This is a genomic window from Advenella incenata, assembly GCF_004217095.1.
In the GTDB taxonomy this organism is placed as follows: Bacteria; Pseudomonadota; Gammaproteobacteria; order Burkholderiales; family Burkholderiaceae_B; genus Advenella; species Advenella incenata.
In genome coordinates this window covers 272,675-296,202 of record NZ_SHKO01000005.1, presented here as the reverse complement: position 1 = coordinate 296,202, position 23,528 = coordinate 272,675, and the positions used below count along the sequence as shown (strand labels likewise).

Here is a 23,528-nt window from a genome sequence, read left to right as displayed (position 1 = left end):
GGGAGATCGTTATGAATCGTATTAGACATGAAAAATTTAAACCGTTTCTAGAATTTCCATTAGAACAAAGACAAGCTGAAGCAATTCGCCTTCAAAAACAGATTGATCGCTGCATTAGCGAATATGGAGGGCGCTTTACCAGCAGGGTTTTGTTAAACGAGCCTGGCCGTCCTGATATTTATAATCAGTCATTTTCATTCTATTTTCTAGGTACGGATAAGCTAACAATCTGGAACGCCATAATCATAACGGCTCGTAAAGCTTTTTGGGATGAAGTCAGTGATTTGGCTCGTAATCGTGCGACGGATATGCTGACAGAAGAGGAACAAGAGGAAGTTTTTAACTTAGAGTTTGTGCCAGCTCAATGGTCGCCTACAGGAGAAGTGTTGGGCTATTCTCGTGCTAAGCGAGAAGAGATGCGTTTTGGGAAATTTGGCGGACTTACATATCATGAGATGTGCCGGAAACTAGAAACTGACATTATTCATAATGATCCGCCACCTATTTTTGAATCCTATAGTCTAGATCGGAGCTATGTCTATGGTATTGGATTGCATATTGTTGTAGACAAAGAAGTAATAAATCAGCCAACGATAGATGCAGCAATCGAACGGTTTTTGGAGATGGGCGAGAGAGAATGGGTTTCAACCCATCCTGTCCCAAGGAGCCGATTACCGCTTGAAACGGAGATTGAGGCATTGGAGAGGTTGGGCACGTGGGCAGGCCCCGATACTTGATTTTAACTTTTTATGTACAAGAAGAGAGTGGAGTGGGCTAGAAAGTCATCGAGTCATGAATATCGAAACAACGAATACAGTGATGTAGTGGATATCGGGCTATATTGTATTTTTAATAACTCAAGCTTGGAAGATAATGCAAAAATTTGACGAATCTATACTGAAGGAAATCATAGATATTTTGACTGAAATGACTAATAAGTCATACCTGGTACAGGTAGATAGAGATAAACAGAAAAAATCTGACCGAGGATGGATATTTTTGGCGATGGGATTGGTGCTAGCGGTAAGTCTCTATATGCAGCATGATTTTTTGGCAACACTAATTGGTGAAGAATATTTTCGATGGGTTTTAATGGGTCTTGGGATTGTGGCTTGGGCACTAACCGTACTATTTTTTGTATCTTTTAAAAAATATAATAAACCAATTTACAGTAACCTTTTGGAGATACATTCGAAGTCTACGGTTCAGGATACCGTCTATATTAATAAGCTAATTAAATTTCCGACAGCATACTTGAAGTTCTCACTGGTACAGTATGAGAGTAACGTATTAGTCCTTGAAAACAGAGTTCAAACGTTTTCCGGTGCTATCCAGAGTAGGGGGGTGCTTCCTGCATTGCTTGGGGTTGCCGTGACCTTGGTTGGAATAGCCGAGCCAAAAGCTTTAATTTTACTTATTGCTGCGTCGATCTTGGTGGCCGGATTTTATATTTTTAGAGTATATGCGACACTCACCGCTGAACGGCCAAAACAAGTGGCCCAATTGCTACAGTTAGTTATTGATTTAGGAGATGAAGATACTAACAAAGAATCTATCTTGCAGAGTAGTGTTGAATCTCGATATCCGAAAGAATAGATTCTCCACAGCGCCAGGTAGCTCAAATTTAAGCTTTGATTGGTAGTGTTAGGGAGACCTGGCTCATTTTTTATGGGTGCAATTATGTCAAAATCTAAATCTGCTAGGCTTCAGCTGCAGATAGAATCTGATCTGTACGAGAGGATTAAGTATGCAGCTGCGCTCCAGGGGAGTCCGATTTCTGAGTTTGTTGTTAGGGCCGTGAAAGATGCTGCGCGAAAGGCAATTGAAGAGACTAAAATTGTGCATCTGTCGAAAGAGCAACAAGAATTTTTTGCTCGTGCGTTAATGAACCCACCAGAGCTTTCACCAGCTCTGAAGAAAGTACTTGCTCGTCATAAGAAATTCATCGTTGATCGTTAAGTCGTGTCTCACGAGATTTCGAAATTTCGAGGGCCAAGAAAAATAATAAATAAGTAACTATGCACCTTGGAAGGATACTAAATATTTTTTCTTGCTTGATGCTGGATGTGAATTTTACGGATATGGCACCCCACCTATCGTCCATGCACCATTGTCAACTTCTGTAAATTGAGACGCGTGTGAATTGCCAAAGGGAGGTGGAGACCAATCGTGTGCTCCCACTCAAAGTTTACTGCGCATTTCACTTTCGCTACGTTTATCTACTTCAAGGTTCGCAGAGGATAATTGGTAATTACCCTAGGTCACTGCACATCGACTTTATCAATAAAAAAGAATATTATGTAACTTTTAGAAACCAATGGTGCCTATTTTTATATTCTTGGCATTCTTTGGTGAAAAGCATCACGACCCTCGTGACGGCTCATTTTAATGTTCAATCCCAAGGAGACATTTATGGTAACTAGAAAAATTGGAAGAGATGCAGAAACTGGTCAATTTAAGCCAGTTAGACAAGCTGAAAAAGATAAGAAGGGTTCCATTGTTGAAACGATCAAGATTCCTAGCAAGCCTGCCCCTGCGAAGAATCGGAAATAGGCAATAAGGAGAGTAGCCCCTATGTCGCTGAAATCCAATGTCCAAGGTTGATACGCCTACTCTTAGCTAAGAGCAGTTAGACTAGGGACCTTAGATTTTTGAGATTACTTGAATGAGAAAAAAGAGTGTTATTCGAAAAGTCGCTCACTACGATTTCGGTAATTTGCAATTCGAAAGTAATTTCCAAATTAGGCTCTCGGCTATCAGTTAGAGTAGGAGTGAAAATATGTTCTCTGCGTTAGGTCAAAAAGGATTTTCGAGAAACGGGAGGAGAAGGTCAAATGGATTTGTTTGACCCACTAAGAATTCAACTTACTTTGCCGGCAAAGAGCGCGGCTACTCGAAAAGTCGGTGGAAATGTTGTACATAAGCTTTTTTTCAGAACCACTGCATTGGAAGCACAAGTCAGAAACTCGGGAATTCAAGGATATTTCGAGCTTGTTACAGGGCTGCCGTCGCCTTTCGAAAGTATCTATTTGAAAGATCCTCATGCCAGAGGAAAATGCCCGGATGGCGCAGCTTCTCTCAAAGCCAAAATGCCTTTTACCCTAGATAATTGGCATGAAAACATTCAATTAAGTTGGGAACAGTTTCCAGAACAAGCTTTTAGCACGGAGCCTGATGAAATTCATGAACTATGGCGTCATCAATTTCAATTTAAAGAGGAAGATTCAACTCGCAATATTTCGGGCCTTCGTAAGCCTCAACTTGGTGCTCTCCATGCCATCGCTGGCCATTTCGCTACCGATTTGAAAGTGGAACCGGCAACCGTTGTATTGCCCACTGGAACTGGTAAAACGGAAACCATGCTTGCCACCATGGTATATCAGCGATGCGTGAAAATATTGGTCGTAGTCCCTTCTGACTCCCTTCGGTTGCAAATATCGAAAAAATTTATTGAGCTAGGGTATTTGCCGGAGTTAACTGTTGTTCCGGACAATACTGCACTACCGAATGTTGCCATTATTAAAAAAGGAATACAGTTTGTTGAGCATGCTGAGCAGTTAGCCGGTGTGTCCAATGTTTTGGTTGCAACGACCAGCGTCTTGTCTGCCTGTTCTGAAGAAGCATTGAATGCGCTGTGTGGCGCGTGCACCCACTTGTTTGTTGACGAGGCTCACCATATATCGGCATCATCCTGGGACGCTATTCGAAAACGCTTCATAGAAAAGCGTGTCGTGCAGTTCACGGCTACCCCGTTCAGAAATGATAAAAAACCCCTTGGTGGGAGGATTATCTATAACTACACCATGGGGGAAGCACAGCGAGCGGGCTATTTTACGAACGTGAATCTATTGCCTGTCGAGGAGTATTATTCTGACATGATGGACCACGCAATAGCCGATAAGGCGTTAAGCCAATTGCGAATGGATTTGAGCAATGATCTGGATCACTTGCTTATGGCAAGGACCAGTAGCAAACGTCGGGCAGAGGAAATCGCGGGTATTTATCTGAGGCTTGCACCAGATCTTAATCCTGTCATGGTGCACTCTGGATATTCTAAATTGCAAGTGAACAGTCGTCTCGGTAAACTTTTGACACGACAATCCAGGATCGTAGTTTGTGTAGATATGTTAGGTGAAGGCTATGATCTACCGAATCTGAAAATAGCAGCCTTGCATGATCATCACAAGAGCCTTGCCGTAACGTTACAGTTCATTGGGCGATTTACACGTGTTAATCTAGCTCAAAACCTCGGACAGGCAAGTGTGGTAATGAATATTGCAGATCCTGATGTAGAAGGGGAGCTGCAACATCTTTATTCAATCGGGGCAGACTGGGACAGCGTTCTCAGGCGACTTTCTGAAGGAAGAATTGCAAGGGAGGTCAGGTTGCAGGAGGTGGTAGACTCATTGAAGAGAAAAGGTGATTTACATGACCAAATTTCACTTTGGAATCTTGAGCCTAGCTGTTCAGCCATGTTATTCAAAACCTCGTGCGACTATTGGGAACCGGAAAAATACAAAGAAGTGCTACCCAAGTTTGAAGAATCCTGGCATGCAATTGCAGATGATGAGAATTTGCTTGTTGTGCTGGCGATTGAAGCATCTGCTGTTCGCTGGGGACGTTATAAAGAACTAAAAGATACAAATTATAAAATTTTAATTGCGCATTGGGATCCTGATAGATCGGCCTTATATGTTTTTTCAAATGACTATAAGGCGTTTCGCGTAGAAAGGCTCGTCGCTTCTATCTGCAACGATAATTGTGAACTTGTCAGTGGGGAGAAAGTCTTCAACGTTTTTAATGGCATTGAATACCCTCTAGCAAGAAATTTAGGAGCTGCCCAGATCGGCGCTATCAGTTTTACTCAATACTTTGGCCCAAATGTCACCGAAGGGTTGTCCATGATTGAGGCGTCCCAATCTAGCTTAAGTAACATCGCTGCACTAGGGTATGAGTTGGGAAATCGTGTAATCTGGGGGTGCTCACAGCGTAAAGGTAAAGTCTGGTCGCCACAAAAAGGCGGTAGCATCGCTGATTGGTGCGACTGGGTTAAGAGAGCTTGGGATAAGATTTTCAGTTCGGAACCAGATCCAAATAATTTGACCCGTAACTTCTTGCGCCCTATACCATTACTTGAGCCTTACAAGGAATATCCAATATCAGCGCAATGGGGCGAGTATTTGCTGACCGCTTTCGAGGATAAAGTGACCTTTCACTTTGGTCCTGTATCAGCTCATTTATATCTCGTGGAAGTTAGGACTGATGGTAAGTTTGACGATGGTAGTGTACGACTCATTTTTTCTACAGATGAAGTTACGTCCGAGTACAAACTGTGTATTCTAGGAGACGCAACACCAAAAGGTTATGCCTATCAGCTGATATCTGGCCCTGAAGTCTTCGTACAACGTGGCGAATCTGATCCTGTACTGCTCTCAGAGCACATGGACGTTGATCCGGTGATGATCCATTACTCCGATGGATCTTTCTCTTACAATGCTCATATTGTCCATGTGAGCCAAGATATAGGCCTTTATGATAGAGGCGATATTATTGTTTTCGACTGGCAAGGGACGGATATTCGAAAGGAATCCATGGGATATCAGCGTGATCAGTCGTCAATCCAGTGGCGCTGGTTCGGCGAAATACAAGAAGGTTACGATGTCGTTATTAACGATGATGGAAAGGGTGAGTCAGCTGATTTGGTCGGATTGAAAATTCTTGATGATTGTATTTTATTGACCTTAATCCATTGCAAATTCTCCGGTTTAGATCAGCCGGGGGCCAGATTAAAGGACTTGTACGAAGTTTGCGGACAAGCGCAGCGTAGCATACGGTGGAAGCACCTTAATCTCAGCTATTTGTATCACCATATCAAGCGACGAGAGGAACGATGGCGATCCCGAGGCTACTCACGCTTTTTGAAGGGCACTATAAAAGATTTAGCCGCTATGAAAGAACGCTCTAGAACAACACCTATCAGGTTCAACGTTGTTATTGTTCAGCCGGGGCTTTGCCTAAGTCAGGTTAATGAGGAAGGGCTTAAATTACTGGGTAGTACCGCGTTGTATATAAAAAAAACGACGATGGCGGATCTGGCTGTGATTGGTTCTGTCTAGTCACTAGTTAAGAAGCTGTACTTGTCAAATCCGTACTTCTAACCGAGTAGTAGAAAGTGGCTCCACTCTTTCGTTCTAAATCTTGCTTTCCCGTTTTCAGCAACCCAGCCAAGGGCGAGCACGATTGGCAGATCCTGGGTTGAGTCATTGATATCAAGCAGATGTCGGAGTATATTTTCTCGTCTACCAGGAGCATTTCTGTCTGCCATGCGGCTGGTAGATTATTTATGAAAATTGCAATACAACGCTGGAATTGCGCATGGTTGGCGATTTTCCTATTGATGCTCATATTTATATCTGCCTTCTAGATCTACATGGAGGTTCATAAGTGCGATGCTGAAGCGGATCCGAAATGACGAACTTTTGAGTTGTTTGATGTTTATACAAACTGAATGATGCTCGTGTTACCTGTAGTTTGTTGTTTTAAAGAAAAAAGCATTATTTTTGTTTAAAAAATATTTTTCTGTAATTATTTGATTTCTTTATAAATTCAATATTGATCGCTTATGTTTCAACATAAGCCGGAGATACATATTGACAATAAATTGAATCAAATAATATATATATGTTACAATGTGAGTATCAGATGTTTCGTCTGAGCTGTTGGTTTTCGAAGACTTTGACGAGTGTAGAAAACTCAGGGTTTTTCTTTTATTTTTAAGGAAAACGTCCTTTTTAGGACTTAACCGGCGTGTCGTGGTTAACTCCCCGCAGTAACGGGGGAGTACAGCATGGCGGAGCGACCTCTGATATTAGAGTCGGTTGTTGAGCTTGAAAGTTAATACCTGAGTCTGCGAAAGATTGTTTGTTTTCTACTAGTCCTCTTGATGTTGAGCAAGTGCTGGGATTGTCCAGTACGAAACTCGGGAGGGCGTATGGCCCAAAAGCCAAAAAACAAATCAAAGAAACGTGGTAGGAATGCCACTAGAAAATCTAATGTTATCGAGCGTGAGCCAAATAACACGACTAACAGCGTTTTTCGCAGGCTCGAAATGTTTATTGCTCTGATGAGGGTACTCAACATTTTCAAATCTTTATGGGACGGTCTAAAAGACCAAATTTTATCATAGAGTAGGTATTCAACTTTATATCTCTTTTTTTATGCGCCCTTTGTACCTAGCAAAACCTATTGCATCACTTCAAGCACTATCGTTCGCTCTACAGATAGATGTACATGTGCTTAAAAGTACTGCGGCAAACATAGACAGACATTACCATCCACATTCGGTTCCGAAAAAGGATGGTTCTTCACGAAGTATTTATATTCCAAGTATTCATTTAAAGAAAATTCAAAAGCGAATTAATAGGAATATTTTTGACAAGATCAAATATCCTGACTACCTATTTGGCGGAATTAAGGAAAGAGATTACGTAAAGAATGCGAACACGCATGCCTCAGCAGAAATATTAATTGCATTAGACATCCGTGGTTTTTATCCATCGATTACGTATGAAAAAACCTTGAAAATTTTCAAGTTTTTTTTTAAATTTCCAGATGATGTAGCGGCCTTACTTGCCGATTTGGTTTGTTTACGAGGACGAGTACCACAGGGCGCTTGTACAAGCTCTCATATTGCAAATCTATCGTTACATGAAGCGGAATATCATTTAGTACAACATATACGTAATAAAGAATTTACGTATACCAGGCTTCTTGATGATATCTCGATTTCTTCAAAAAAGCAGATAAACGAAATCCAGATCCAAACTCTTATTGGGAAGGTCCGTAAGATGTTAAATGAGCAGGGTTTTAAACTGCAAAACAAGAAAACGAGGATAACCTCTCGCAAAAACCCAGAGAAGTTGATGGAAGTAACAGGACTTTGGCTGAATAGAGGTCAAGCCCGCTTGCATCGACAGGAGCGACGGTTAATTCGCGCAGAATTACATAATTGCGAAAAGTTGTCAAAATTAAGTAGAACTTCAACTGATTATCATGAATTGCATAACAGATTATCTGGTCGAGTTGCAAAACTTACCTATCTTGGACATAAAGAAGCAGCGTGTTATAGGTCACGTTTGCGGGCGATTTTGCCTGTCTATGACGATAATGAAATTCACCGCACAATTAAGTTAGTGAGTTTCTTGGAAAAATCCTCGGTCAATGATAGAAAAAAATACGCATACTATGCGAAATTTCACCAAGTTGGTTATCGATTAAATATTCTACGACGGACACAAAGTGGTCTGGCGAACAAGTTAGCGGAAATATTAAGGACTTGTAAACCGCCGCTGAACAAAGAGGAGTTGTTCTATCATGAAACTATCTGAGGAAACCGTTGGGACTATTAAATGCTATTTTCCCTTGAAAGGATATGGTTTCATTACAAGACAAGCCGGAAAAGATTTATTTTTTCATTTTCGCGACGTGCGGGGTGAAGAATGGGCATTAGAGGGAGTCAAAGTGGGATTTCGCGTTCAGCGTTCAGAGAAAGGTTTGCAAGCGGTAGATATTTACCGAATTTCCTAGGTTGTTATTAAATCAACATTTTGAAGACCAAATAACAGCCAAAAATAAATTTTTGCAGCGCTAAATAAGCACGAAAGTTAACAAGGGAGGTATCACGTGTCGCTGAAAAACCGACTATCTCTGTTAACTTAGGTTATGAGAAGCGTTAATTTTTGGTAATAATCCACTGTCATTAAAATATATTTAATTTTTCTACTTTCTGTAATTGCTATTGCTTTTTCTTTCTTTACTCTAGAAGCTGTTTTCTTCCATTTTCGTGTGAGTGCTTTGCTGGAGAAAATGGAGAGTTTATGTACAGGAATATAAGAGCTTTTGAAAATCGACTGCCTATGGCGATTGTTTTGGGAAGATCTTATAAAATTGACTGGACGAGGGCGGTAACCATATTGATCATATGCGATCGCTGTGCTTTTACTAATAGTGATATAAACTCTTTCTCTCCGCGGGATACTAGACGGGACGCGGTGTGTCGTTCGTGACGGTAAGCGTAAGGTTTGAAGTTTAAAATTGACCATCATATTCCGTATGATTATCAGCATCTACCGCCATGGATTGATCTTAGTATACTAGTGGAGGGGTTGTTTGTATACGCAGGATAGGGCTTGGGAAAATGGTACTTTGTTCGATATCATTTTATGAAGACCAAAATTTGTAAAATATCATTTTAGAGAAAAATTGAATATCAATATAAGAAAACCATTATCTTGTAAGTGACTGATATTTAAGAAAGTTCAATATCGATATTCGACAACTTCGACAATAGGAGTGTCGATTGTCATTCAGTTTTGAATTTTCAACACTCAGTTTGGAACGGCCACTAATCGTCAGTTGTCAAGTAATCTCATTTAGTAGTTCAATTGGTGCTTTCTTACACTCTTGTCTGATTTTCCATCTGCCTTGAATTAAAGCTTGTCTTGGCCGAGATGTTTATCAAACATGATGGTTTGAGGGTTAAAAACGGAACGACGAATTTCTGTGTGTCAATGATTCTAATATACTGTGAATTCGTAACTCAATGACAATCGACAGATTGCCGGAGACCTAAACCGCGTTGACACCGCCATCGACAAAAAGTTCATGTCCGGCAACAAAGCTACTCTCGCTTGAAGCCAGGAAGAGGACTGCTCGTGCTACCTCGTTCGGTTCTCCCAAACGCCCCAACGGAACGCTTTTATTTAGCGCTTCTTCGGCTTCCGGTTGCGAGTCGAGGTAGCCCCGTATCAGGCGTGTTTCTGTTCCACCAGGAGAGACCACGTTCACGCGGATGCCTCGTTCCTTAAGGTCATTCGTCCAGCTCCGGGCGAACGAGCGCACCGCTGCCTTGCTGGCGTTATAAAGAGACTGGCTTGGCAGGCCTTTACTGCCAGCGACGGAGCCGTTGAGGACGACAGCGCTTCCCGCTGTCATCAACGGTAGTGCTTTTTGCACAGTGAACACCATGCCTTTCACATTAACATTGAAGATCGAGTCGAAATGTGTATCGTCGATCGCATCGAGTGAAACGGCCTCGTAAATGCCCGCATTGGCGAACACGACATCGACCTTTTGGTGGTCGCGTTGGACCCGTTCGTAAAGCCGAGCGACGTCGGCAGAGTTGGTGACGTCACCTTGCACGCCGACTGCCCCGTGGCCGATCTTTTTCACGGCCTCGGCCAGTAGTTCTTGCCGGCGCCCTGTAATGTACACGTGCGCACCTTCGAGGGCGAAAAGCTTCGCCGTTGCGAGGCCGATGCCGTCGCTGCCCCCGGTTATAACCACGACTTTGTCTTCGAAACGTTTTTTCATTTACTCGTACCTTTTTGATAAGTGGAGGGTTGCTCCATGTATGATATGGAGGTATCCTCCATTTGACAAGCAAAAAAGGAAAAAAATTGAGTAATGAAGCTACCCTCAGGGCTGACGCACTGAAAAACCGCGAACTTATCCTTTCTGCCGCAGAAGCGCTTTTCCTGAAAAAAGGAGCGGGTGTTCCGCTGGGGGAAGTTGCCAAGCGCGCAGGCGTCGGTATCGGTACGCTTTATCGTCGCTTTCCTACTCGTGAGGCACTTTTGGCCGCTACGAGTAATGAGCGTTTTTTGTCGCTTGCGCAGACCAGTCGTGCTCGCGACGCAGATCTCGCTCCAGGCGACGCGGTACGAGCTTATCTTGAAGATCTTGCTGGGAACACGAGCACTTATCGGAGCCTTGCTGCTTCGATTGGGGCTGTTATCCAATGCGGGACGCCCGGATGTCATGCGATTACCGCGGAAGGGCATCGGCTGCTTCAGCGTGGACAAGAAACCGGCGCCATCCGCCAAGATGTCACTTACGAGGATTTCATTTACGTGGTAACAGCCATTTGCATCGCAATCGAAAACGACCGTTCATCTAAATCGCGTATTGGGCATCTGGTAGACTTGTTCCTGAACGGCATAAGCGTAAAAGGTTCGGAATAGCTACCGATATACTTCGCTATCTCCACCAGCCGTGCAATTGAGCCGCGCCGATTTTCTCGATCTATCGATCCCACAGCCATCCGCTGACGAATCAGTTTAAAACCGGATGAAAACTCAATGACAAACACCACGGAAAATTCAAAACTGAATGACAGATGTGTTCAAAACTGAATGACGAATTTTTTGAAAGTCGTTGATTCTAATATATTGGGAATTCACAAATGCTCGAACTAAAAAAGTGTGGCCGGTAGTAGTTTAAATAGTATTGAACACGCTAATGAACGGCAAACAAGCTGGGGAGGGTGCTGGTATGCAAACTTACGCCCGCAACGTTCATTTGCAGGCATAGGATATCTCCTGATGTAGAGTCAGTAACAAACAATGTTTTTCCATCCTTGCCGCCGAATGCCAGATTGGTCAGGGAGTGTCCGGGAGGGCCTCGCAGAATCTCTACGGGTTCAGCTCTCTGATTCAGTACCCAGATGTACGCCAGACCGGGGTTGGCGACCAGCACTCTGCCTTGTTGATCCATCGCCAGACCGTCGGGCCCACTGGGGCCATAAGAGGTGAAGAACTGACCTGCCTTCGATACGCTACCGTCTGTCTGCAGAGGCATGCGCCACACGCAATTGCCGCGAGTGGCGGCGACGAAAAGAAATTTTTCGTCGGGACTTAGTACTATTCCGTTGGGGCTTGGCACGTTGGACAACAATTGATTCAGGCGACCCGTGTTATCGAGTCGGTAAACCCGTCCGCTTGGGTCGTGTAATCCCGTCTGGCCTTGATCCGTGAAATAGATATCCCCGTTAGCGCTAATGGCGAGATCATTGACGCCCTTGAAGCTTTCTGTGTTTTTGCGAGAAAAGTAGGGTTTGACATGGCCGCTGGCTATGTCCAGCAACACAAGACCGTTCTTGTAGTCCGTAATAAGCAGTTTCTTGCCGGCGATATACTTCATCCCATTCGGTTCGCCGTCCCATTGGGCTACGAGATCCCATTGCCCATTCGGATCGACGCAAAAAACGCGACCAAAGGCGATGTCGGTAACATACAGGTTTCCTGCGTCATCGAAGACAGGTCCTTCCAGGAAACTGTCTATTTCTCGACCGCCTTGGTTAGCGTCTGCCCAGGTCGTGCGGCTTTTTTTTCGGAATTTCTCGGGCACGGTTGAGAAGATTTCCAATTGCCGCACGGTAGGTCGATTGAGAAGAAACATAATTATTCAAGAAAAATAAGTGGTCAGGCAAAGTGCTTGCCGAAGTCAAACCCTAAAACCTAGGTTGCTAACACTTCAAGTACATTATTGGCGGCGGCCACACCCATGTTTACATAAGCTGCGCCGGTTACGCCGCCGATATGCGGACTCAAGATCAGTTGTTCATTTTCCTGGAAGATATGTGGCGCCCTGAAGGGCTCAACCGCAAAGCTATCGAGGCCTGCCATTGCTACCTGTCCGCTGCGCAAGGCTGCGGACAGGGCTGTTTCGTCTATCAGACCGCCGCGGGCTGTATTGATCAAGATCAGTCCTGTTTTGCAGTTGGACAGGAAGCGGGCATCGACCAGATTTCTATTATCTGCGGTGAGTGGACAATGTAACGAAATCACGTCGCATTCTTTTTGGATCGTGTCTATATCCACGGGTTGGATATAAGCAGGTAGCGCTTTGGCGAAAGGATCGAATCCCAAGACTCTCATTTCCAGCGCATCAGCCATTTTGGCAAAACGCTGGCCGATTGCCCCTAACCCGATCAAACCGATAGTGCGTCCGCCCAGTTCCATGCTTTTATGCGTTGCCTTGTCCCAATAGCCGGCATGCATTCTGGCATTGAGTTTCGGTACCGATTTGGCGCAAGCCAACAACAGGGCAAGTGCCTGTTCGGCAACCGCCGCAGCATTTACACCGGTCGCAGCTTTCACCGCAATGTTGCGTACTGTTGCAGCATCTTTGTCTATGGTATCGGTTCCACTTCCGTGCTTGGAAATCACTTTCAGCGCAGGTGCGGCATCCATCATGTCGGCGCTGATACTGCCATACCTGACGATGATGCCGACGGGATTCGTTTTTTTTGCCAGCGCCAGCATTTCGTCATGCTGGCATTGCTTTCCGGCATAAATGACCTCAAAGTCTTTAAGCAGTGCGGTTGCCTGGTCTGCCAGATCAGCCGCAGTAACGAGAATAACGGGTCTGGACTCGCTCACAGTGTGTCGCCTTCCTTCAATACACCGGCCGTAATCAGCGATTTTGTCAACCAGGATGCGTTTAATTGCCCGTTTAGAATACCTGAAATGCGGCTCGCTTCTGCATCGACTTTGCGTTGCGCAGCTTCCAGCAAAGACGCGATGGATTCTCGTTCGACACACATCACACCGTCTGCATCCGCAGTGATGAAATCGCCTGGACGCACTGTTACCCCTCCGCAGGAGATAGGATAGCCAACCCGTCCTGCAACCTCCTTGGTCGGGCCGTTGGGATTGGTGCCCACGGAGAAAACCGGGAAGTCCATGGCTTCGATGTCAAGAGAATCGCGTACTGCAGCGTCTACTATGACGCCCGCCAGTCCGCGCGCTTTTGCCACATGCATCATGATCGTCCCCATCAAGGCGCAAGTCTGATCACCCTTGCCGTCGATGACCAGCACATCGCCAGGCTTGGCAAGCGCTAACGCGGTATGAATCATCAGGTTGTCGCCGGGACGCACCTCAACAGTAAATGCGGGTCCGGCCAGTTTCATATGGGGACGCAAGGCTTTTATGCGACCGTTGAGCGCGCCGCGACGCCCATTTACATCCGACAGGATGGCCGGTTGAAAGCTCGCTGCCTTGGCAACGATATCCGGCGAAACACGCTCAAAGTCTTTAATAATATGGGAATGGCTCATTCAGTTACCTTATAAGTCTAAGCGTAAGTGGAGAAATAAAAGTGGACTTTCATGCAGTCTGGCTGTCGTGCGATGCACCCTCGTGCGTATGATATTTTGGTGCTACGCCAGGCGATGCCGGGACCGTGTAATACTTGATGGCGTCGATTGTGTCCCATGGTTTCAAACACAGCAATAGCGTTTCATTCCATGGCATTTGTGTTGATATATGAAACGTATGAATGAATGGTGTCGGTGCTGCTACGCTGATACTGCTGGCAGGTAGTCGGATACTTCGCTTGGAGCCGATAGCAGCGGGCTTATGCCTGGCTGCTTTGCGATCGGGTGTCACTGATTGTTAGGAAAGATTGCGTGTCGCACAATGAACCTGGTTGCGCACAAAGCAATGCTATTGTGCAGAATGAAATCGGGCCCTATCATTTGTCGCAATCAAAAATGACTTCGCAACAGCGGGGAACCTATACAGGAGTGGACAATGAGGACTTTAATTTCCAGCATTTTGCTCGCGTCCATAGCCATGCACGCGCACGCTAGTGAGAACAATGCGACCTATCCGAACAAGCCAATACGTATCGTTGTCGGATTTACTGCAGGTGGGCCGACTGACGTCATTGGGCGTGCTTTCGCTCATTTTGTCGGCATTCATACTGGTAAAGACATGATTGTCGATAACAAGCCAGGCGCCAATTCGACCATAGCGACCAGGCATGTCAGCCAGGCCAAACCAGATGGCTACACCTTACTGGGAGCGGCAACGAATCACACGATGATCCCCGCTTTGTATGGCGACAAGGTAAATTTCGATGTGGAAAAATCCTTCACGCCCATTTGTTCATTCGCGAAAAGTCCTACGGTACTTGTCGTCAGCGCTGGGCTGAATGTGAAAAACTTCGCGCAGTTGCTCGATAGAATGAAGAAGGAGCCCGGGACGTTTCTGGCTGCATCGGCCGGAGTTGGTAGTTCGGGGCATTTTGCCACCGCGCTATTTGAAAAAATAGCTCAAGTCCGACTCAATCATGTACCTTATAACGGAGCGGCGCCGGCGATCACAGCCGTGATGGGAGGCCAGGTGGACATGTCTTTTGCGACCCTGGCGTCGGTCCTGCCGCAGGCGACTTCCGATAAACTCAAGATTCTTGCCGTCGCTTCCGAAGACCGCCTGCCGTCTTTGCCGGATGTACCTACATTTTCGGAGGCTGGGATAAAAGGCTATTCTGCAGACGCCTGGTATGGATTTTTGGCGCCAGTCGGCACGCCGGCGGACGCCATCGCTACTCTTGAGGAATATGTAAAAGCCTATCGTGTAGATAAAACTGCACAAAAAAACCTGAAAGCACTTGGGCTAGAGCCAGATGCTAGTTGTGGTGCTGAATTTGCAGCCAAAATAAAGAATGACGTGCACACGTACACCGAACTGTCAAAAAATATCGGAATAAAACAGTAACATTAAGAAAGGCTTATGGCAGGCTGAGCCGGTAAATACGCTTGGCCGTGCCGTGAAATAGATTGCCTATTTCTTCGGGCGAATACGAACGACATATTTTCTTGAATGCATTCCACATGACATGATAGGAATACATGCCCTTATCGACCGGAAAATTGCTTTCGAACATGCAACGTTCGGACCCAAACATGTCAATCAATGTTTCCACATAGGGACGCCACTGCTTGGCAAGCAAGTCTGAGCAGGGCGCTTGGGCAAGCTCATGATAGCGATACCCCATGACTTTGAGTCCGAAACCGCCTAGTTTTACATGAACATTTGGTACATTGGCCAGACGACTCATTTGGGATCGCCAGTCTTGGTAGACTTCTTTGCCGATGTTAGCGTATGGTCCAACGCCTAGCGGTCCACCCAAATGATCGATGATGATAACCGTTTCTGGGCACGCTTTAGCCAGGTTATAGACTTCGTCCAATTGCGTATGATAGGCCCAAATATCCAGGCTGAGACCATGTTTTTGCAACCGTCGGGCACCGCTCTGGAATTTGGCATCTTGCAGTAGTCCAGCAGGTGGTTGGATTGGATTACTTCGAACGGCAGGATGATCATGCCAGGCGGTCGAATTGCGAATTCCTTTTAACCGCTGTCCGCCAGACTGGATCATTTGCTCGAGCACCTGCTCAAGTTCGCCATCCAGACATAGATCGGCGCCGGCTACAATCCCTGCGCACCCTCTACGATTTTCGTAGATTCCGCTAGCATAGCAAGCAGCCACGCCATTGGCGAATTCCACCTCTCCCACCGGTTGCAAATGCGGCTTTTCCTCTAACCGGTACATGCTGCGCGACTGCACGAAAACCGTGGCAACTACGTTGTGGCCACTGGTCAGATCACGGTCGAGTTCTTCCTGCATGTACTTAGACGACGGTCTATGCCAAAGATGGTGGTGCGGGTCGATAATCGGCAAGGCCGGCCACAATATCTCCTCCTTGCGTGTGGCCAACCAATCCGGGCGTATGGGAATATGCGGTGAAATTAAAGTGCTTTTGGCAGTCATGACGGCAAATTCACCTGATAGGTCCTTCTTTTATGTTGGCAGCAGCGGGCACGGTAGCGTATCCATCTTCAACTCACTTGGCTGCAGGCTTGCTTTTACGTACCACGTCTGCCCATTTCGAGAATTCGGCAGCAAGAAACTTCTTGAAATCAGCTTGGCTTGATGCCACGATATCGACGCCCAGCGAACTGAATTTTTCCTTCACCGCGGGCTCTTTCATGACTTCCTGTATTGAAGTCTCGAGCTTGGCAGCGATGTCGTCTGGTGTGCCCTTGGGTGCAAGAATACCATTCCATTCATATGCCTCGTAGTCTGGCAATCCAGATTCCGCCAGGGTGGGAACGTCGGGCAGCAATGCGTTGCGCTTGCGCGAGGTGATGGTCAATGCCTTTAGCTGTTCACCTTTGACTAGTGGCAACGTTGATGAAACATTGGCGAACATCATATCTACTTGTCCGCCTAGTGTTGCTGTGATGGCGGGACCGCCGCTTTTGAATGGCACATGCAGCATATCGATATTCCATCCCTGCCGAAATAGCTCGCCGGCCATAAACTGGATAGTGCCTGTACCGCCAGAGGCGAAGGTCAGTTTACCGGGATTGGTTTTTGCCTGATTGAGCACATCCTGCACGTTCTTGAATTTGGAGTTTTTCGGCACCACCAGTATATTAGGCGTTACCGATATCATGCTAATCGGTAGTAAGTCGTTCGCTGGGTCAAAATTCAGTTTATTGATGGCGGGATTAATGGCCAGAGGTGTTGCGTCATACAACAGTGTATACCCGTCAGCTTTGGCGCGGGCGACATAGGATTGGCCAATAATCCCGCTGGCGCCGGATTTGTTTTCAACAACAACGCTCTGGTTAAGCCTTTTACCAAGATGCTGCGCGATGACCCGGGCCAGGGCGTCCGCTGTTCCGCCCGGTGCGTAGGGTACGACCAGGCTGATCGGACGATCAGGATAGGCTGCTAAAGCAAGGCAGGGGATGGTTGACGTAGCCAGGGCTACGCCGAAAACTAGGCATTTCATGGTTAGTCTCCTCGTGGGATATGGTTTTCATTTGCCCTGGCGTCACGACGCAGGGAAAGCCAGCAGGTGTTTATGTTTTTTCGAGTGCATTGTCCAATGGCGTTTCAGACAAAGCAATAACGTTTTGTTAAGTGAAACGCATGCTGTGCAATAGAATTGCTACTGCGTCAGGGTTTTCCGTTTTTTCAGCTTTGGTAGCGGCCTCATTATTTGATATTTGCCTGTTGGATGACTTTGCCCCATTTTATAAAATCGGATTTACGTACCTGGTCGAGTTCTTGAGGAGAACCTGCTACAAGGGTGATGCCTAACTGGCTGGCCAGGTCTATCACATTCGGTGCTCCAAGCCCGGCTGAAATTGCCGAATTGAGCCGGGATATGATTTCAGGGGGAGTGGCTGCCGGCACAAAAACCGCTTGCCATTGCTCAACCACGAAATCATCGAAGCCTTCGTGTTCCATGGTGGGTATGTCCGGCAACGAAGCCAGCTGCTTTGATGATGTCACGGCCAGGGGACGCAAAGCTCCATTTTTGATGTGAGGAATGGCTGCGGCAACCGGCGCAAACATAAATTGGACTTGTCCTCCCAACGTGTCTTGTAGCGCGGGTGAATCACCTTTATAGGGAACGTGGATGAATTTGGCACCACTTTGTATCTGCAATAATTCTCCTTGCATGTGAAGAATCGTGCCTGTGCCACCTGAAGCATAGGCCAACGTTCCTGGTGCTTTGCTTGCTGCTTGTACCAAGTCCTGCACGGTACGATAGGGTTGTTTCGCGCCGACGACCAGAACGTGAGGAATGGTGCCCAACATAATGACTGGGGCGAAATCCGCTATAGGATCATAGGGTAAATTTTTAATAATATGCGGTGCAATGGCTTGCGGGCCGATCGAGGTGCCAAGCAGCGTCAATCCGTTAGGGTCGGCGCGTGCAACGCGAGCAGCGCCTATCGTACCCGTCGCGCCGGGGCGATTCTCTACAATAACGCGGGTATCCAGCGCTTTGTCTATGAGGCGGGCTATATTGCGAGCCAGCACATCTGTGCTTCCACCGGGCGGGTAAGGCACAACCCAGGTCATTGGTTTGTTGTCCGGCCAGGTATTCGAGGCCTGGACAATACCCGTGGCCATCAACAGGCTGCCTGCGACGAATGTGCGGCGGGTCATCGGTCTTATATCTTTCGTGTTGTTCATCATATGCCAAGAATGAGTTAATCGGGAAATCCATAAAGTACGCCCGGATTTGAGACTAGTATTCGATAAAGAGTGGCTTCGTTATTAGCCCAGACACATAGACGCTCGACTTGGGTTGCGTCGTCGGGCATGGAGTGGTGGCCGGCCATGGCGGTAGCGTGAGGCCAGTCACTTCCCCAGATAACGCGATCGCTGGCGGCCGCAATAAAGCTTCGCGCAAGCACATTTAAATTCGGGTCTTCTGCATCGTGCTCATCGCTCACGATATAGCCGCCCGAGACTTTTACCCATGCTTTGCGTTCCCGCAATAGATCAAGAACGATGCGATGAGCAGGGTGCTTATAGGCCATGGCTGGGCTGATTCGCGCAAAGTGGTCAAAGACTATTTGAACCGGAAGGTGATGCAAGGCTACTTCATGTTGTGCTAATTGATCAGGCGCCATCAGGATTTGTATATGCCAGCCAAGCGGTGCGATCCGCTGGGACAGCATGTTCAGCCATTCTATTTTTCCCACGACACCCAAAGACAAGTTCAACCGCACGCCCCTTACCCCGGCTTCGTGCAACATGGCCAAGTGCGCATCATCCTCGCTACCATCTATAACTGCTACGCCTCTGGCCCGATCTCCCATGGCTTGCAATCCCTCCAGCATGCATCGGTTATCCGTGCCATAGGTGGAAGGGGTAACCAGTACAGCCCGTTCCATTCCAATATAAGACTGCAGTTTTATGTATTGAGAGATGGATGCGTTCGATGGCCGCAGCTTGGCATCAGGCGATGCGGGGAAGCGATCGTCGTAGAAATGTATGTGACAATCGCAAGCTTTTGCCGGTATCCGAATGCCGGGATGGTGCATTGGTTTCGTAACATGAGTCATGGCAATGAAGAGTGTTTCCTGTTATTGGAATTTTTTTTGGGTACCGTGACGGGACAGTAGGCTTGCCTTGTTATTGCGAATTCTATTTGCGCGGTATGTCATACGCAATAGCGTTCCATCAGACGACATTTATTCTGGACAATGAAATTTCAATCGATGGCGTAAATTGTGGCTACTGTCTTTTTCAACAACAGCCTGGAAGGGCTCGATTTTCCTGGGTCTAGGGTGCTGTTTTGATTCCTACATACATTTGAGTTATAACCAAAGATTTGACAAAATAGATTATGGGTATCATCATAAATCACCTTGGTATTCTCCTGATGCCTGAACGATGAGCACCACCCATCGGCTGGCCCGGCGGTATGCACCCCAACGAGATTGAATACCTGGCAGACCACATCACCATGTCTGTCCAGAACATCTTAGAAATCCATCAACCCAATTGGAAAACCGAAAACATGACTCAGAAATCGTTGTTCGAGCCCTATGCGCTGGGCTCGCTGACACTCTCAAACCGCATCGTGCTGGCGCCGCTGACACGCAACCGCGCGCGGGCGGGATTCGTGCCCAGCGAACTGGCTCCCACCTATTACAGCCAGCGTGCTTCGGCCGGATTGCTGATCGCTGAAGCCACCCAAATCTCGCAGCAGGGCCAGGGATATCAGGACACTCCTGGTATTTACACACAGGCGCAGATTGACGGCTGGCGGCAGGTCACTGATGCGGTTCATGCCAAGGGCGGGCGCATCTTCCTGCAACTGTGGCACGTTGGACGGATATCGCACGTGGCACTTCAGGAGAACGGTGCTGCGCCGGTCGCGCCCTCTGCCATTCGCGCCGAGACAAAGACCTTCGTGAACAACGAATTCGTGCCTGTTTCTGAACCGCGTGCGCTGGGTCTGGACGAACTGCCGGGTATTGTTGATGACTTTCGCAAGGCTGCGGCCAACGCGATTGCCGCCGGCTTTGACGGCGTAGAGATTCACGCCGCCAACGGCTATCTGCTGGATCAGTTCCTCAAGGACGGTTCCAATGTGCGTGAAGACGCCTACGGCGGCTCAGTTGAAAATCGCGCGCGTTTGACCCTGGAGGTTGCAGCGGCCGTTGTCAAGGAAGTCGGCGCGGAGCGCACCGGCATTCGCATCTCTCCGGTCTCGCCAGCCAATGGCATTTCCAGCAGCGATCCGCAGGCGCAATTCGACTACCTCGTGGCACAGCTCGATGCGCTGGAATTGGTGTATCTGCACGTCGTTGAAGGGGCGACGGGCGGCGCGCGCGACGTGGCACCGTTCGACTTCGACGCTTTACGCCGACAGTTCAGGAACACCTACATGGCTAACAACGGCTACGATCTGGAACTGGCGAACGCCCGGCTCGAAGAGGGTAAAGCCGATCTGTTTGCCTTCGGCCGCCCATTCATTGCCAACCCTGATCTGGTCGAACGCCTGAAAGCGGGCGCGCCACTGGCGGACCTGGATCAGGCCACGCTATATGGTGGCGGTGCGAAGGGTTACATCGACTATCCTGCGCTCGCCTCGGCTGACGCGTAACTTTCCTTTGTTGCCAGCTCACCGCAGCCGGCTTGAGCGAATGCTTAAGCCGGCGTTTTGGCATTATCTCTCGGGTATCAGAGCGCTCCTTGTGAATGTGTCGTCCGAGACGAAGCAGCGATCAAAGCAGTCTTCGCTTCTCTGGAAGAGCCAGCGGTGATGGCGGACGGTCCACGTTGCGCCGTCGTCACACCGGTGCGCGTGCGCGCCGTTGAGTCTTGAAGCCAGGGGCGGGAATGATCCGGCCAACCCCGGGGCAGGCTGACTGGCAATTAATTGGGTGCATGCTTGACATACAACCAACCAACTAGTAGAATGGTTTTAACGTCATCGCTGAGAAACGATTTTAGTGTCCTGCAGTCAGTATATGTCTGGACGCCAACTTAATAGAATTCATTATGAGTGTAGAACTTTCCCCCAGGGCAATTGAAATTATCGAGCACACGAAGCAGTTGATCGCCGCAGGCGGCTACAACGGCTTTAGCTATGCCGATATCTCCGAGCGCGTGCATATCGGTAAAGCCAGCATCCATCATCACTTCCCGAGCAAGGCCGATCTGGTGCATGCGGTTGTCCTGCGGCACCGCGAACAGTCACGGGAAGGGCTGGCCGCTCTTGATCAGCATGTCAGTGATGCGCCGGCGCGCCTGAAGGCCTACACTGATTACTGGGCCGGTTGTATTCGTGACGGTCAATTGCCTATATGCATCTGCGCCATGCTGGGCGCAGAATTGCCCATGCTCCCGCGAGAGGTTGCCATCGAGGTTCAGCGGTATTTTGAAGACCTGACCGCCTGGCTGCAAGCCGTGCTGGAGACAGGAGTGGCGCAGGGAAAGTTTCATTTGCGTGATAGCGCTTTTGTTGAGGCGCAAACCTTTATGTCCTGCATACATGGCGCGATGCTGACGGCACGGGCCTTGAAAAGCCCCGAGGCATTCGAAGCCGTTTCGCGCACGGCGATCAGCCAACTGACCCCATTGACCTGATCTGTTTGTATTGTGAACAGATGAGTGGATAATTTTTTATCCAAGCAACCTATCAACTAGTTGGTTGTTATTTTTCAGCTGTTTATTAGTCAGTTTTTATTAGTAGATTGATCCAAAAGTAAGTCGGCGCGCAGCCTGACAGCCGTATCTGTTTATTCATCGGACTGGCATCGTTGGTAGTAAGCCGACCAAGCCCAAGCAATCTTTTCTAGGAGTTTTCATTTCATGCCTCATCCTATTTCCGCCTTGGGCGCAGGCCATACCATTATCAGCCTCATCCCGCTCATCGCCGGCGTCTACAGCTTTGCCCGCTACCGCAAAATTGACAACACAGTGCCTGCGGGCAAGATTTATCTCATCGGTCTGGTGCTGGCCGTGTTGACTTCATTTGGGCTATCGAGCAGCGGTGGCTTTAACGTCGGTCATGCGCTGGGCATCCTGGCACTTTTGGCCGCGAGCGGCGCGCTATACGTATCGCGAGTGTCCTTTCTGGGACGCTTGCGGCCCTATCTATTCCAGTTTGGTCTCACATTCAGTTTCTTTCTGCTGATGGTGCCAGGAATCAATGAAACCCTGACACGCCTGCCTGTCGCGCATCCGCTGGCAGCGGGACCCGAATCCCCGGCGGTGCGCGGCGCATTGGCTGCCTGGACCATTCTCTTTGTCGTGGGATTCGCGTTGCAGAGCTGGTGGACGCGCACGCAGCACAGGGGCCCCGGTCCCGTTTAGTCAGACACCTTTTTCGCTATTTACTTTCGAAAGCTTTCAAGGCGCAGCTTTCGGTCCTTTTCTTAGCTTATGCGCCCATTATTTACAGTGCGATATTTCTATCGCCAAGGAGATTTACCATGTCTGTTTTACGACTTCGCCATTTTTTCGCAACCGGCCTGACAACGGCAGTGCTTGTGACCGGCGGTTTGACCGCCGCCTCTGCCGCCAGTGCGGCTGAACAGGGGGTTCGTGTACGAGGCACCGTCGTCGCGCTGGCGGGTGACCAGTTGCAAGTGAAATCACGTGATGGTCAGGATATCAATGTCAAGCTCAAGGACGGCTGGATGGCCTCAGCAGTAAAAAAAGCCAGTTTCAGCGATATCAAGTCCGGTGATTTTGTCGGTATCGCATCGCTTCCCAAGTCTGCCGGCGGTGATGGCGCCCTGGAGGTCTTGATTTTCCCGCCTGCGCTCAAAGGGACGGGAGAGGGCAGTTACGGTTGGGACTTGAAACCTAACAGCACGATGACCAACGCCACGGTAGGCGATTCGGTCAAATCAGTAGATGGTAGCGTTGTCACGCTTAACTATCATGGCAAAGAAAAGAAAATTTCTGTTCCTGAGGGTACCCCGGTTGTTACGCTTGCGCAAGCAACGCAGGATGATGTCAAACCCGGCACCGTTGTTTTCATCCCTGCTCAGAAGGGTGCCGACGGTACCCTGTCAGCCGGCCAACTGATCGTGGGTAAAGATGGAGTCGTCCCTCCTATGTAATGG

General features: G+C 47.9%; 21 protein-coding genes. 13 read left to right on the top strand and 8 right to left on the bottom strand.

Going from position 1 to position 23,528, the window contains the following annotated elements; genetic code table 11:
- Nucleotides 1-11 precede the first annotated feature (11 nt).
- From EV681_RS21880 to EV681_RS21855, 7 genes are all read left to right on the top strand, one after another.
- Entirely contained in the window at nucleotides 12-737 is a 726-nt protein-coding gene (locus tag EV681_RS21880) for a hypothetical protein (protein WP_207227129.1), read from the top strand.
- 136 nt (nucleotides 738-873) lie between these two features.
- Entirely contained in the window at nucleotides 874-1,596 is a 723-nt protein-coding gene (locus EV681_RS21875) for a hypothetical protein (protein ID WP_130305235.1), read from the top strand.
- Nucleotides 1,597-1,680: 84 nt separating this feature from the next.
- Nucleotides 1,681-1,959: a type II toxin-antitoxin system TacA family antitoxin gene (locus EV681_RS21870; RefSeq protein ID WP_130305234.1), complete on the top strand. Its 279-nt coding sequence runs from the start codon at nucleotides 1,681-1,683 to the stop codon at nucleotides 1,957-1,959.
- Between the two features lie 453 nt (nucleotides 1,960-2,412).
- Complete coding sequence (locus EV681_RS22615; protein ID WP_165393172.1) at nucleotides 2,413-2,553, top strand: hypothetical protein; 141 nt, start codon at nucleotides 2,413-2,415, stop codon at nucleotides 2,551-2,553.
- A gap of 281 nt (nucleotides 2,554-2,834) precedes the next feature.
- Nucleotides 2,835-6,116 carry a DEAD/DEAH box helicase gene (locus tag EV681_RS21865; RefSeq protein WP_130305233.1) on the top strand — a complete coding sequence of 1,094 codons (3,282 nt, stop codon included), beginning with the start codon at nucleotides 2,835-2,837 and terminating at the stop codon, nucleotides 6,114-6,116.
- 1,176 nt (nucleotides 6,117-7,292) lie between these two features.
- Entirely contained in the window at nucleotides 7,293-8,387 is a 1,095-nt protein-coding gene (locus EV681_RS21860) for a reverse transcriptase family protein (RefSeq protein ID WP_165393171.1), read from the top strand.
- The gene (locus tag EV681_RS21855) at nucleotides 8,374-8,586 is read left to right on the top strand and encodes a cold shock domain-containing protein (RefSeq protein WP_042070477.1); all 213 of its coding nucleotides are present in this window, start codon (nucleotides 8,374-8,376) and stop codon (nucleotides 8,584-8,586) included. Before EV681_RS21860 ends, EV681_RS21855 begins: the two co-directional genes overlap by 14 nt.
- 1,041 nt (nucleotides 8,587-9,627) lie before the next feature.
- On the opposite strand, the gene EV681_RS21850 is transcribed toward EV681_RS21855, so the two are convergent.
- Entirely contained in the window at nucleotides 9,628-10,371 is a 744-nt protein-coding gene (locus EV681_RS21850; protein WP_130305231.1) for an SDR family NAD(P)-dependent oxidoreductase, read from the bottom strand.
- A gap of 62 nt (nucleotides 10,372-10,433) precedes the next feature.
- Here EV681_RS21850 and EV681_RS21845 point away from each other — a divergent pair, with 62 nt between their 5' ends.
- A complete protein-coding gene (locus tag EV681_RS21845) occupies nucleotides 10,434-11,021 on the top strand; it encodes a TetR/AcrR family transcriptional regulator (protein ID WP_207227128.1) in 588 nt (195 codons plus the stop codon).
- 274 nt (nucleotides 11,022-11,295) lie between these two features.
- On the opposite strand, the gene EV681_RS21840 is transcribed toward EV681_RS21845, so the two are convergent.
- The 3 genes from EV681_RS21840 to EV681_RS21830 are packed head-to-tail and all read right to left on the bottom strand — an operon-like array spanning nucleotide 11,296 to nucleotide 13,900.
- On the bottom strand, nucleotides 11,296-12,237 hold the full coding sequence (locus EV681_RS21840; protein ID WP_128396727.1) for an SMP-30/gluconolactonase/LRE family protein: 942 nt from the start codon (nucleotides 12,235-12,237) through the stop codon (nucleotides 11,296-11,298).
- 59 nt (nucleotides 12,238-12,296) lie between these two features.
- Nucleotides 12,297-13,220 carry an NAD(P)-dependent oxidoreductase gene (locus EV681_RS21835; protein ID WP_128396728.1) on the bottom strand — a complete coding sequence of 308 codons (924 nt, stop codon included), beginning with the start codon at nucleotides 13,218-13,220 and terminating at the stop codon, nucleotides 12,297-12,299.
- Nucleotides 13,217-13,900: an RraA family protein gene (locus EV681_RS21830; RefSeq protein WP_128396729.1), complete on the bottom strand. Its 684-nt coding sequence runs from the start codon at nucleotides 13,898-13,900 to the stop codon at nucleotides 13,217-13,219. Before EV681_RS21830 ends, EV681_RS21835 begins: the two co-directional genes overlap by 4 nt.
- A gap of 475 nt (nucleotides 13,901-14,375) precedes the next feature.
- On the opposite strand from EV681_RS21830, the gene EV681_RS21825 reads away from it, so the two are divergent.
- Complete coding sequence (locus tag EV681_RS21825) at nucleotides 14,376-15,344, top strand: Bug family tripartite tricarboxylate transporter substrate binding protein (RefSeq protein ID WP_130305230.1); 969 nt, start codon at nucleotides 14,376-14,378, stop codon at nucleotides 15,342-15,344.
- Between the two features lie 13 nt (nucleotides 15,345-15,357).
- Here the strand turns inward: EV681_RS21825 and EV681_RS21820 are convergent, their stop codons facing one another.
- The 4 genes from EV681_RS21820 to EV681_RS21805 all read right to left on the bottom strand — a co-directional run bounded on the left by EV681_RS21820 (nucleotide 15,358) and on the right by EV681_RS21805 (nucleotide 19,505).
- A complete protein-coding gene (locus tag EV681_RS21820) occupies nucleotides 15,358-16,401 on the bottom strand; it encodes an amidohydrolase family protein (RefSeq protein WP_130305229.1) in 1,044 nt (347 codons plus the stop codon).
- Between the two features lie 73 nt (nucleotides 16,402-16,474).
- Nucleotides 16,475-17,431, bottom strand: a complete 957-nt coding sequence (locus EV681_RS21815; protein ID WP_130305228.1) for a tripartite tricarboxylate transporter substrate binding protein — start codon at nucleotides 17,429-17,431, stop codon at nucleotides 16,475-16,477.
- Between the two features lie 206 nt (nucleotides 17,432-17,637).
- The gene (locus EV681_RS21810) at nucleotides 17,638-18,600 is read right to left on the bottom strand and encodes a Bug family tripartite tricarboxylate transporter substrate binding protein (RefSeq protein ID WP_130305227.1); all 963 of its coding nucleotides are present in this window, start codon (nucleotides 18,598-18,600) and stop codon (nucleotides 17,638-17,640) included.
- Between the two features lie 44 nt (nucleotides 18,601-18,644).
- Nucleotides 18,645-19,505 (bottom strand): amidohydrolase family protein, encoded by an 861-nt coding sequence (locus EV681_RS21805; protein ID WP_130305226.1) that lies wholly within the window; start codon nucleotides 19,503-19,505, stop codon nucleotides 18,645-18,647.
- 458 nt (nucleotides 19,506-19,963) lie between these two features.
- Here EV681_RS21805 and EV681_RS21800 point away from each other — a divergent pair, with 458 nt between their 5' ends.
- The 4 genes from EV681_RS21800 to EV681_RS21785 all read left to right on the top strand — a co-directional run bounded on the left by EV681_RS21800 (nucleotide 19,964) and on the right by EV681_RS21785 (nucleotide 23,525).
- Complete coding sequence (locus tag EV681_RS21800; protein ID WP_130305254.1) at nucleotides 19,964-21,055, top strand: alkene reductase; 1,092 nt, start codon at nucleotides 19,964-19,966, stop codon at nucleotides 21,053-21,055.
- A gap of 398 nt (nucleotides 21,056-21,453) precedes the next feature.
- Entirely contained in the window at nucleotides 21,454-22,041 is a 588-nt protein-coding gene (locus tag EV681_RS21795) for a TetR/AcrR family transcriptional regulator (protein WP_128396736.1), read from the top strand.
- 225 nt (nucleotides 22,042-22,266) lie between these two features.
- The gene (locus EV681_RS21790; RefSeq protein WP_130305225.1) at nucleotides 22,267-22,770 is read left to right on the top strand and encodes a hypothetical protein; all 504 of its coding nucleotides are present in this window, start codon (nucleotides 22,267-22,269) and stop codon (nucleotides 22,768-22,770) included.
- A 119-nt stretch (nucleotides 22,771-22,889) separates the two neighbouring features.
- Nucleotides 22,890-23,525, top strand: a complete 636-nt coding sequence (locus EV681_RS21785; RefSeq protein ID WP_128396738.1) for a hypothetical protein — start codon at nucleotides 22,890-22,892, stop codon at nucleotides 23,523-23,525.
- Nucleotides 23,526-23,528: the final 3 nt, after the last annotated feature.